13 protein-coding genes are annotated in these 10,607 nt (G+C 59.7%); all 13 read right to left on the reverse strand.

What is annotated here, in order from left to right:
• Positions 1–8 precede the first annotated feature (8 nt).
• Positions 9–1,472 (reverse strand): hypothetical protein, encoded by a 1,464-nt coding sequence (locus HK23_RS01070; protein WP_143217457.1) that lies wholly within the window; start codon positions 1,470–1,472, stop codon positions 9–11.
• A 132-nt stretch (positions 1,473–1,604) separates the two neighbouring features.
• A complete protein-coding gene (locus tag HK23_RS01075) occupies positions 1,605–2,072 on the reverse strand; it encodes a hypothetical protein (protein ID WP_086652544.1) in 468 nt (155 codons plus the stop codon).
• 20 nt (positions 2,073–2,092) lie between these two features.
• Positions 2,093–2,530, reverse strand: a complete 438-nt coding sequence (locus tag HK23_RS01080; RefSeq protein ID WP_063907811.1) for a phage tail fiber protein — start codon at positions 2,528–2,530, stop codon at positions 2,093–2,095.
• 26 nt (positions 2,531–2,556) lie between these two features.
• A complete protein-coding gene (locus HK23_RS01085; protein WP_086652545.1) occupies positions 2,557–3,717 on the reverse strand; it encodes a DUF3383 family protein in 1,161 nt (386 codons plus the stop codon).
• Entirely contained in the window at positions 3,714–4,301 is a 588-nt protein-coding gene (locus HK23_RS01090; protein ID WP_143217458.1) for a phage neck terminator protein, read from the reverse strand. The genes HK23_RS01085 and HK23_RS01090 overlap by 4 nt, the downstream gene beginning before the upstream one ends.
• Complete coding sequence (locus HK23_RS01095) at positions 4,250–4,639, reverse strand: hypothetical protein (protein ID WP_086652547.1); 390 nt, start codon at positions 4,637–4,639, stop codon at positions 4,250–4,252. The genes HK23_RS01090 and HK23_RS01095 overlap by 52 nt, the downstream gene beginning before the upstream one ends.
• Positions 4,636–5,148 carry a hypothetical protein gene (locus HK23_RS01100; RefSeq protein ID WP_086652548.1) on the reverse strand — a complete coding sequence of 171 codons (513 nt, stop codon included), beginning with the start codon at positions 5,146–5,148 and terminating at the stop codon, positions 4,636–4,638. Before HK23_RS01100 ends, HK23_RS01095 begins: the two co-directional genes overlap by 4 nt.
• A 43-nt stretch (positions 5,149–5,191) precedes the next feature.
• Positions 5,192–5,626, reverse strand: a complete 435-nt coding sequence (locus HK23_RS01105; protein ID WP_086652549.1) for a DUF4054 domain-containing protein — start codon at positions 5,624–5,626, stop codon at positions 5,192–5,194.
• A gap of 70 nt (positions 5,627–5,696) precedes the next feature.
• On the reverse strand, positions 5,697–6,017 hold the full coding sequence (locus tag HK23_RS01110) for a hypothetical protein (RefSeq protein WP_086652550.1): 321 nt from the start codon (positions 6,015–6,017) through the stop codon (positions 5,697–5,699).
• Positions 6,018–6,060: 43 nt separating this feature from the next.
• On the reverse strand, positions 6,061–7,098 hold the full coding sequence (locus tag HK23_RS01115) for a major capsid family protein (protein WP_086652551.1): 1,038 nt from the start codon (positions 7,096–7,098) through the stop codon (positions 6,061–6,063).
• Entirely contained in the window at positions 7,095–7,598 is a 504-nt protein-coding gene (locus HK23_RS01120; protein ID WP_086652552.1) for a structural cement protein Gp24, read from the reverse strand. Before HK23_RS01120 ends, HK23_RS01115 begins: the two co-directional genes overlap by 4 nt.
• Before the next feature lie 3 nt (positions 7,599–7,601).
• Entirely contained in the window at positions 7,602–8,732 is a 1,131-nt protein-coding gene (locus HK23_RS01125; protein WP_256940002.1) for a DUF2213 domain-containing protein, read from the reverse strand.
• Positions 8,733–8,883: 151 nt separating this feature from the next.
• Positions 8,884–10,607 (reverse strand): hypothetical protein (locus tag HK23_RS14170; RefSeq protein ID WP_218777683.1); only part of this gene is annotated, 1,724 nt, incomplete at its 5' end.

Below are 10,607 nucleotides of genomic sequence, written 5' to 3' on the forward strand. Positions count from 1 at the left end.
GGGTGTTTTCAGACCGTGCCGATGGTGGCGAGGCTGGTGAGGGTATGACTGTCCCCTCCCCCCAGCCCCTGCAAAGCCTGCGCGATGGCCTGCGGATTTCCGGACGGGACGGTGATGGTAACCGGGCCGATATGGGTGGTGGTTGTGGGACGGGATGCACTCGCCAGATGTGGTGCGCTCTGCCCCCCTGCGGCATGCAACAACGGAGAGCCGGGCAGATAGGGCTGCACCGCCAGTGCCCGGCCTGCATGAGCATGCAGCGTGGCGAGGGCGCGGGAGAGCGTGCGGGTCTGGACCGTGAGTGCGTCCGTGTGAGAGGCCCGGAACGGGGCGTGCCCTGTGGGGACGGAGTTGGATGCAAGCCCGGATGTGCGGCGGTTGAGGCTGCTCGTGGGAGGATATCCGACGGTGGGTCCGGTCTGAGGCGATTTGAGACTGCTGCGGGAAGCGCGTGGACCTGCGGGTGGAGGGAGCGCGTGACGGCTGTCGCGCAACGGGGTCCGATGGGGCGTCGGGCTTTTTGCAACACGGTGGGCGGTTTGGGTGATGAGCCGGGTTAGGGCTGTGGAGACTGTGTGTTCTGTCTGTGTGCGGGAGCCGGAAGGCGATGAGCCGACGGGCGATACGTTGTTTGTTTCTGGTGCAGAAAAGGACTGTGTATGGCGTGGTTTTGCGCGGGTCTTCTGTTCTGTAGATGAACGGGAGAACGGTCGCAGGAGTGGGTTTTCCGGGGCACTATTGCGGAGCGTTGACGCGGGCTGGACGGGGGCGTACGGCGCGCGTTGGGTGGCGGTCGAGGTGCTCAGGCGAGTGCGGTGAGAGAGCCTGTCCTGCGCTGGTTCCCTGCGCAACAAAAAGGGTGTGTTGGAAAAAATCTTTGTGGTGCGCAGATTGGTTGATGATGGCGGGAAGGCCGCAGCCTGTGCGCGAGATGAAGCGCTGAACCCTGAAGAGACATCCGTGCGCAGGGCGTCCAGACCAGAGAAGCTGGACGGGCCAAAGGATGCGTTGGTGGGCCTGCTGGTGGATGTCACGAATTGACTGAAGCGGGAGGCATGCGTGGAGGCGCTCTGCTTCAAGATTGGAGAAACAGTTGTCTGTGCAAGGGGGTTTCTGTCCGCAGGGAGGACACGGGTTGCTTGGGTGGCCTGATTGGAGGATGGCGGGGCTGAGGCTAAGGCTTTGCGGACCGGACGGGGCGCGGTTTGTCCGGCGGAGGTAGAAAGGTCTGCCAGCAGGCGGTTGAGGCCGCGGCCACCGCTGAGGATAGCCAGCAGGCTCACCGCCTCCCCGCGCATCCGTGCGAGAGCGGACGTGGCCTGCGTGCTGGCCTGCCGGGTGCTGGCGGCTGTCTGCTCCGCGCTCTGGCGGAGTTTGTCCAGAAGCTGGGTGGTCTGCTTTGCCTCGTTTTGCAGAGAGGTGGTGTCCAGCCCCAGCCGGACGACCAGTTCATCAATCAGCATTTCCGACATGCGCGGCGTTCCAGTTTCTGACGGACAGGATTTCCAGAAGATCGTAAAGATCTTCACTGTCATAAAGCGTTTTTAGCTCGTGCAGGGTGGCGAGACCTGCGGTGATGACCGCCGCCAGAGCCGGCGAGACATTTACGCAGCGGGCTGGCTGGGTCTCTCCTGCGCGGCGTCTCCCAGCAAGGCCGCCACCACGGGGAAAAGCTGGTGTACGGCGGCCAGCAAAAAACCCACATGCAGACGGAAGGCTTCTGCACGGACGAGGCCGAGGGTGTCCGGTTCCTCAAAGTCTGTGGCGATGACGGCGCGTGTTGTATCCGGGTGGGCCGGGTCTGGCCGCAGGGCGACGCACTGCATCAGGCGGTCCAGCGCACGGTCCAGCTCGCTTTCTTCCATAAAACCGAAGATTTCGATGCCCAGACCGGCCAGCCCCGCAACACCGGCTTCTGCCAGATCCGCCCCGATCCGCGCCCCGCCCCGAATGGCGGCCTGAAGGATGTGCCGCGCCCATTTATCAGCCGAAAAGGCATCCATGCGCGTTAAGACAAACCGTTTGCCGTGATCGGCTCCAGCTTTGCTGTGCGTATAGTCAAGAGTTTTCATGCGAGGCGTCCTGAAGCGGGTCAGATGGCGGCGGGGAGGACCCGCTCCCACGTGATTTCAAAATGACGGGCTTCCAGCACCCGGCCCGCAGTCGGCACGCCGACAATGGAGCGCAGCAGGCCACGCACCATGGTATATTTGCGCCCGATGGCCGGGATCTGAATTTCCGCACCCATGCGATACAGGCCGCGCCGGGCGTCCTGCGCCATGACAATGGCCTCAAAAATCAACGCACTTTCACTACTCGCGGCCAGTGCGATGGTCTGGGTGACGGGGTTGGGGATCCAGCCGGCGTTCAGGTAGCCGTCAATGCTCATGGCGGTTTCGGCCAGTTCACGCGCTTCGGTTTCAAACGCACGGTCGGCAGCATAGTTTTCCAGCGTGATGGGGGCGTTATACAGCCCGGGCACGGTGATGGTGTAGACGGAATTTGCGGCTGTAATGTCATAATCGGACATGGGGTCTGGCCTCCTTGCGGGGTTTCTTACTGGGCTTCGACAGAGGCCAGGGCGATGGACTGGACGGACTGACCATCCATATAGAAAAACCGCCCCTGCACCGTGCCGCGTGCAGCCCGGACGGCAGCAGACGCGGTGGACGCACCGGGCTGCAGATACCAGCCGCGGGTGGAGAGGACGGTATCAATACTGCGCCCGGCATCCGCATTGACGGCCTGCTTCTGTGCGTCCGACAGGGTGACGTTGGGCTGAATGGCCCCGAAGGACAGGGCGGTATCAATCGTGCCCTGCACGGATGTGGCGATCAGGGAATCCCCTACCGCGTTATAGGGAATTTGCCCGGCATTGGAGAACAGGGTGATGAGGTCATTCTGGAAGCTGGCGTTCATCCAGATCTGGTTGATGTAGCTATCCGCCCAGGAAAACGGGCCGGAGACCGCACCATTATTCAGAAAACTGAATGTGGAATCCGTGCTTTTGTAAGACCCGTAAAAGCTGTAGCCGTTCCCCAGCAGAGCCTGTGCCTGTGAGGCGGTGAGGCTGGCCGGGGGGACGCCGCCATTGTTGCGGAACATCAGGGTGGTGCGGCCACTGGCGCGGTTGGGATTCACGCTCGCGGCCCAGCCAAGGCACAGGGCTGCGGCCAGTGTGCCGCCATTATTATCCGTATTGCACAGGCAGGTGAGGCCGGACGTATTCGCCGCTTTGACCGTCGCCCCAAAGCTGGTGGCAGCATTGGTGCTCAGGATGGAGGCATCACTATCCTGCACAAGGCCCCAGTAGCGGTTGGGGTGAGCGGCCAGCCATGTGGCGATCTGGGTTTTGGCGGCGGGCTCCGGCTCCTGCGCGAACAGGAAGGGCGCCCAGTCTGTTGCCTGATCGGCCGCAGTGGAGAGGTAGGTGCCGTAATCTGCCGTTGTCGGGGTGGCGGGAAGCTGGAAAATATAGAGCTTTTCCGGCGTATCCTGCGCGTTGGTGTATGCCGAGAAATAAATGCTGGCGATGCTGGCTTCCACGGATGTAGCACCACAGGTTGTGGCAACATCCTCCGCTGAGGTGAATGTGGAAACACCTGATGCAAGCGATGTGTTTGTGGAAAAGACCATGCCGTTCAGCAGGCTGACGGTGCCACCCGGAGAGAGAACGCCCGGTGTGACGGTAACAAGGGAACTGATGGGGAGCGTCATGCGGAAGGGGAACCCTGTGGACTGGTGACATCTGCCAGCGCAAGCCGGGCGGCAGAGGCCATTGGTTGCGGGAATGAGAGGGCGAAGCTGGCCTGAAGATGCAGGTCGATCTGCCAGTGCTCTTCATATTGCCGCTCACCGTTGACGAAGGGGATCTGGCGGGCTGGCCCGGCGTAGAGGGGGGCGATGCGCGGCGGCGGGGGCGTTTGCCCCAGTGTGTTCTGGTGAAAAGCCATGAAAAATTCGGCAGCCCATCCGTTTTGAAAGACGGTGCTAATGCGCTGGACGTTATCCGCAGCCCCAACCCCGAACAGGCTGACCTGCACTGCAATGTCCTGCTGTTGCAGGATGATCCGGGTGTTGGCGGTGTAGCGGGTAGCGCTGGTGGCAATCTGCTGGTGCAGGAGCAGCGCCATGAGGGCAAAAGGCCCGTTGGGGGCGGCCATACGGTTTTGTCTGGCCAGAAGCACGGGCAGGTCTGGCGGCAGGATGGTTTGTAAAAAAGCCCGGAGCGCCGTGGTGGTTGCTGCCGTTACGGGGGGCAGGCTGACGGACGCTGTCGGGTAACCAGAAGTTTCGACCATTGGCCGCCTCCCCATGTTTCGGGCTGGCCTGTGACCAGCCATTCCGAGCCTTCAAACACCAGAACATCCCCGCCAAACTGGTGGGCGCGGTCAATGCCTTTGAGGTCTGCTGGCAGATAGACCACGCGGGTATCTGTGCTTTGGTTAAGCCCCGCGACCTGTGTGAGGTCCGCGCTGGACGCGGCCTGCACCATGATGCGCAGCAGGATATCCACATAATGCGGGATGACCGTGCCATCGGGCTGTGTGGTGGTGCCCTCCTGCGCACGCAGGGTGGCGAGGATGGGCGGCGTTAACCTGCTGACCTGTGCGGCGACGAGGCGGAACAGGCTGCTCATACATCCACCTGAAAGCTGACACTGTTTTGCAGGGTTCCTGTTTCCACCAGAGGTTTATCAAACCCTTTATGCCGGATGGTAGCCGGGGCATTGGGCGGGGTGTGGGTCTGGTGGATGGTTTGCGTGATGTCGGTTTGCATGGCCTTCCCGACTGTGGTGAGCGCCTGTGTGGGCGTGCTGAGGCGTTGGACGAGGGTTTGCTGAGCGTGTTGCGTGTCCCCTGCCCTGCCGGGTGTGCGCAGGCTGGCCTTTAGCGCGTTTGCCAGCAGGCGGACCCATGCGGTGCGGTGATATGCAACGGTCTGGCGCAGGAACGGCCGGGGTGGGATGACGGTGGTATGCCCCTCCCTGCCCCGCACCACCGCACCAAATTCCTGCACGGCGGCTATGGCGGCGATGGGTGTGCCGTCTGCTTCCGTCGCCGTTTTGAAAAATCCGGCTTTAACACTTGCATTTCCGGCGGACGGCGGGCTGGTGTTCGGGCTGGCGGGGGCGGAAGGACGAGGCATGAGGGCGATGCCTTATTCTGGAGCGGGATGATGCGGGGTACGCTCAGGGCCACGAGAGAGGGGTTTGCGGGAAACCGGGCACGTAGCGGGCGGTGCGCAGGAAGGCTGTGGCGGCCCAGTAGGCTGCGCCATAGGGGGTTTGCGCCCACCATGCCTGTGCGGCGCTGACCGGCCCCAGATCGGCCTCAAGCGCCACGCTGCCCATGCGGGCGGACGTGATGCGACCCACCAGTGCGGGCTGGTCTGCGCCGGGGGTTTGGGTTGCTGCTCCGCCGAGGCCCAGTTGCGCCAGATGGGCGGCAATCAGCCCCAGCAGGGCAGCGCGGCGGGGGAGGTTTTTGACGGGCGACGTATCATCGTTGGCGAGGAACAGGGTGGCCTGATCGAAACAGGCCTGTGCGCCCTCTGCCCCGACCGTGGCGAACAGCGCGGGGTAGCGGGTTTGCCAGGCCTGCGCATCAAACGGCACAGAGGGCATGGGACGCTCCTTGAGGAACAGGCGGGCAAACCATGCCCACTGCGTGAGGGACCAAAACGCCGCTGGCGGATCAGACCGGGGTGATGCCGGGGGCTGGCGTTGCGGGGTTGAGAGGCTCCACGCCGGTGCGCAGGGCGGCCTGCTCCCGCGCCTGCCCGGTGGCTTTATCCAGCGTGCTCTGCGCGAAGATCAGGCGGTTTTTCAGCGGCGGGAATTCCGCATATTTGCGGGACCATGCAGCCCAGAAATCTGCCGGAACGGGGGTGAGGCCATAGCCGCCGATAACGGCTGAGGCGCGGGTGCCGGCCAGCTCATGCCGGGCATCCCCCAGCGAGAGAACGAGGCCGTTGGGCAGTTTGCAGCCGATGGTGACGGTGGAAGGTGTGGCCATGCCGGGGCATCCCTTAAAACTAGACTGTGAGGAGAACGCTGTTTTACAGGCCCGCCATGGTGGCAATGCCTGCGGGGACGTAAATGATGGCGCCCCATGTGCCCTGAGAGAGCTTCTGCTTCCATGCGGAAGCGTCGGTCACCACGGCGTGGGTGCGGAGTTTTTCCGTGAAGGCTGTTTCCGCCGTTTTCTGCGCGCCGACATGCTCCGCCATGATCTGCATGGTCTGGACCGTGCTGCCTGCGGCGTCCCCATACTCGACGGCCTGCACAAAACGCAGGTTAGGGTATGTGTCTTTCAGCAGGGAGGCGGCAGACAGGCCGAAGCTGTTACGGCGGGTGAGCAGGCCCATGCGCGTGGGAGACAGGCCGAGGACCATCGGGGTTTCCGTATCCACCAGCCCGGCCGTCTGGCTGCGGAGCTGGTTGATGAGGGCGATGACGTCATCCTGCCGTTCTTCCGGCGTGGCGGCGGCCCAGCCCGTGCCACCTGCGGCTTTGACGGCGGGGGTAATGGCGGCAGGCAGGCGCGGGTCGTTCAGATACCCATACAGACGCAGGCCGTTGATGCCGAAAAAGTAGGTCTGGTTCTGGAATTTGTTCAGTTTCAGCGCAGCGGCTTCCCGCAGGCTGGCGGCCCACTGGAGGCGGCCCTGACCGGCGAGGGCCAGCTCCATTTCCCCCCACGAGACGAACACCTGATAATGGTAGGACTGGCGGTCCGGGTAGGTGGGGTTCAGGCTGACCTGGCCGTTGCTGTTCCAGTCACCATAGCTGGACACTTCGCCTGTGGTCTCAATCATCGGGAAAATGGCGGTGCGGGTTACCCAGTCGCCCTTGCGGACTTCACCCAGCAGTTCGGCCGCGCGCATGGGGGCGAAGGCGACCTTGATAAGCGCCGGGTCCACCCATGCGCTCATGAAGGCCGGGATGCCGCCGCTGGCCGTGGTGGAGAGCGTGGGCTGGGCGTCCTGCGCCAGAGCATCCGAGGCCAGCAGGCTGTTGGCGATCATGCCGCGGGCTTCCGGCATGATGAAGCCGAGGCGGTTCAGTTCAGCCAGTTGTGTTGTGAAATCGCTCATACAGCGTGGCTCCAGCTTGAGATTTTAATAAGTTCACCCGCAGCGCAGGCTGAGGCGGCGTAAAAGCGGGTTTGCACGGCGCCGGCCACGGTGGCCCCGGCTGCTGCGGTGGCGATGCTGCCGTTTGTAGTGGACGCAAACACGGCCTGACCGGGTGTGGCGGCGGTGGTGCTGGTGGCCCAGAAATCCCCCGCTGTGAACAGGCTGACCGGGAAACCCTGCGGGATTGTCAGGCTGCTTTCATCAAACAGGCTGGCGATCTGGCCGGTGAGATCCCGGTGCACGAAGCCGTCCGGCGCGGTGGTGGTGCCGCTGGCGGGCGCGTTGGCGACGCTGCGGCCATCGGTCTGCACCCAGCCGAAGGCACCAAGGATGCACCCTCCGGCTGCGGCGACCAGTGCGCCCTCCCCTGCCGGAAAAGTGGCCGTGGGATTGAGGGAGGCGAAATCACCCGGCAGGCCGGGGACGGGCTGGGTGTTAACCTGTGTCTGAAATGCCATGGATTATGCTTTCACCGTAATGCGACCAAGACCGAACGTGTCCCGAAAAGAGACGGTCTGTTCTGCATCCATTCCGAGAGGGCTGGTTTGTGTTTTCAGGCGCGCGACCTGCTGGAACAGCGGTTTGTAAGCGGCTTCCGGCAGGTCTGTGAGGTCTACGCCCTGCTCCCGCAGCGCGAAGCCGTAGACGGCCGTGGCGCTATCCATAGCCACATCCCCCACAAACGGGCGCACTGCATCCCGCGCGGCGTGGAGGGCTTCCATCCGGCGGATGACCTCCGCTTCTGCCTGCTGCACGGCCTGTGTCAGAGCGGCGTCCATGGTGGTGGGCGGTGTGCCGCTGGTGGGTGTGGTGGCGCTTGTGGAGGGCACGCCAGCCGGGGGAGTGGGCTGCGGCGTGGCGGTACCTGCGGACGCGGTCGGCACAGAGGCCGGGACCGGTGTGCCGGCAAGAGTGGCCGTGCCGGGTGTGGTGGGCTGGGTGCTGGAGCGGGCTGGAGTGGTGTTGGCCAGGGGCGTACTGGGTGCGCCGGGGTGGGAGGTGGTGTGCGGAGTGACCGGCTGGGGCTGGCCGGGGTGCGGAGGCGTGGGGTGCGTCATAGAGGCATGATCCCTGTGGGGCGCGGGTGCGGCATCGCCAATGATGGCGGTTTTCACACGCGGCTGGGTGACAAGGGCGAGGTGGTTGAAGGTGATGTCCGTCATGGTCAGGCTGTAAGGCATGCCGTCCTGCACACCGCCCTGCGGGATGGCGCGGTAGCGGTAGCCTGCGGAGACGGCGCGCTGCTGGCCGCTTTCGATCGCGGCGATGGCGGACTGGTCCCACACTGTCAGGCTGCCGATGAGGTTGGGGGCGTCAAACCGGACATCGCTGCCGACGGCCCCGACGGTGATCTCCTTCGGGTGGTCCTGCGCCGAAACGGGCTGGTGCTGCATGAGGATGGGCTTGCCCGCCATACTGGCGGCGGCGCGGGCCAGAGCCTGTGGGTCCCGATAGACCTGATAGAGGGTGTTCGGGTCTAGCCCCAGAGCTTTGGCACCCGGAATTTCATGCCCGTAATAGGGGCAGACCGTAGCGGCGGAGAGGATGCAGCGGGCGATGTGCAGGTGACCATCAACATCAGTGCGGCGCACGGAGCGGTCAAGCGCCAGAACGACGGCGTCCCGGCCCTGGGTGAGAGCTTGAACCGGGAAAATTTGGCAAGATGATGTAGAGTAATAGAGAGACAATTTTTTGAACACTCTGAGCGCGTTTGAGAGTAATTACTTCCCAAACAAGGACTATTTACTGACGGATCGGCTCCCCATAGACAACAGGAAACCATCCACACGTTGTCCCAGCCGGACAGCGGAAGGTTAGCTCCTCATGATCAGTAATATCAAAAACTTTTTGCCCTTCAATAGGAGAATTCAATGCAAGAATATTATCCTTCGTCATCACACCAAGGTAAAATGACCCAGAAACAGAGAGTGCATCGGTTTTAATACCTCCGACCACATCTGTGCCGTTCGATATAGAAAGGCCGTTATTAATATGCACTTTACCGTCCACTCGCGTTATAGAAAACGGCTGATCCAAATAGTCCACTCCAGACAAAGTAGATGAATCTCCATATCTATTTATAAAAAAGTCTCCTGCAGTATTCGAACCATCCGTGGAAGGCTCATCTGTTGTGCCCATAATCCATAGAGATGGCTTGCTATTAAAATCTGTATATTTTTTCCTAGAGAAATTAACGTTACTATCAAGGCTCAATGCATGAGTATTAATACCATTTGCATCACTAAGTGTAAAAATCGGTTCTTTTCCGACATCATATTCTAAAGAGGAATTTTTCGAATTATAGCCAAGAAGATGATTATTTTGTCCCTCCTGTGTTCCATCTGCCGTAAGATCAATGTACATGTCTTTCTGCATTCTAGCGAATACATGAGTCACTCCTGGATCAAATGCTGCTTTAGAAAAATCAAATATTGCATTATAAATATAGTCTGTTTCTTCTGTCATGAGAGTACCGATCCTTTCAACATAACCGTTCTCTGGATCATTACTTCCACCGACTTTGATTACACTTTCCAGATCATATTGCCATGTACCAATACACGTCCAAAGAACTGTTCCATCTGTAAATGTTTTACCGTTTTGAAAAACATACGTAGGCTCAGTTTTTCCTGTAGTTCCAAAAACTGGTGAATAACCGATAATAAAATCAGATAATTTTATATTTATGTTAGTTGTTTCTGAAGAGAGATCCGAAATCTCATACGTGCCAACGCCTCCTGATTCACCGGTCTTTTGAGATACAATTTCCACTTCTTTCTGAAGATCAGCATTCCATATACGCATATCGCCTGATATTACGCCTGTCGTATGCGTAACCGTCAGCGTTGATCCAGAGATATTTCCCGTTACGGAAACTGTTCCTACGTTTGGCTTATAATTTTGGTTTAGCCCATAGAACATCCATTCTTTTCCAGATGCATCCTTTTTTGTCATAATTCTATATCTGAAAACGGTTTCATTTGGAGACCATCTTAAAAACTCTGAAGAATTATAATTAATGTTATGGTTGGTAGTCAACCAAAACATCATTCTATTACCAGAAGTAGGATCATATTGTGCCTGAGGATTACCGGGCCCCACGCCATATATATCTTCTTCGTTCATGTATTTTACAGAACAAACATTTGATTCCTGAGGATTACAATAATACGGGTGACCTTCATATAATTCTTGTATGTTATCCCAAATCCAGTTTGTCCCATCAGAAACTGTATGTGACCACTTATTTACATCCATTCCGCCATAATAATTCAGGCCGCCTGAATAAAATTCTGCATTAAAATTTCCTATAGTGCCCTGAGATTTAGATGTCGTAAACATTCTGGAAATGAGAGAGTTCTGGTTTCCGGCGGTACCATTTCTCCCCCCCTCCTTCTGAGAGCCCTTTTGGAAATTCACGGATGAGCGTTTCGGCGTAGCATGAGGCATCCCATGGCGATGTGGAT

It is taken from the genome of Acetobacter malorum, from assembly GCF_002153605.1.
In the GTDB taxonomy this organism is placed as follows: domain Bacteria; phylum Pseudomonadota; class Alphaproteobacteria; order Acetobacterales; family Acetobacteraceae; genus Acetobacter; species Acetobacter malorum_A.

Bases quoted from the DNA above. Each gene is read 5' to 3' on its own strand.
- HK23_RS01070 (WP_143217457.1), bottom strand. From the start codon at position 1,472: ATGTCGGAAATGCTGATTGATGAACTGGTCGTCCGGCTGGGGCTGGAC.
- HK23_RS01075 (WP_086652544.1), bottom strand. From the start codon at position 2,072: ATGAAAACTCTTGACTATACGCACAGCAAAGCTGGAGCCGATCACGGC.
- HK23_RS01080 (WP_063907811.1), bottom strand. From the start codon at position 2,530: ATGTCCGATTATGACATTACAGCCGCAAATTCCGTCTACACCATCACC.
- HK23_RS01085 (WP_086652545.1), bottom strand. From the start codon at position 3,717: ATGACGCTCCCCATCAGTTCCCTTGTTACCGTCACACCGGGCGTTCTC.
- HK23_RS01090 (WP_143217458.1), bottom strand. From the start codon at position 4,301: ATGGTCGAAACTTCTGGTTACCCGACAGCGTCCGTCAGCCTGCCCCCC.
- HK23_RS01095 (WP_086652547.1), bottom strand. From the start codon at position 4,639: ATGAGCAGCCTGTTCCGCCTCGTCGCCGCACAGGTCAGCAGGTTAACG.
- HK23_RS01100 (WP_086652548.1), bottom strand. From the start codon at position 5,148: ATGCCTCGTCCTTCCGCCCCCGCCAGCCCGAACACCAGCCCGCCGTCC.
- HK23_RS01105 (WP_086652549.1), bottom strand. From the start codon at position 5,626: ATGCCCTCTGTGCCGTTTGATGCGCAGGCCTGGCAAACCCGCTACCCC.
- HK23_RS01110 (WP_086652550.1), bottom strand. From the start codon at position 6,017: ATGGCCACACCTTCCACCGTCACCATCGGCTGCAAACTGCCCAACGGC.
- HK23_RS01115 (WP_086652551.1), bottom strand. From the start codon at position 7,098: ATGAGCGATTTCACAACACAACTGGCTGAACTGAACCGCCTCGGCTTC.
- HK23_RS01120 (WP_086652552.1), bottom strand. From the start codon at position 7,598: ATGGCATTTCAGACACAGGTTAACACCCAGCCCGTCCCCGGCCTGCCG.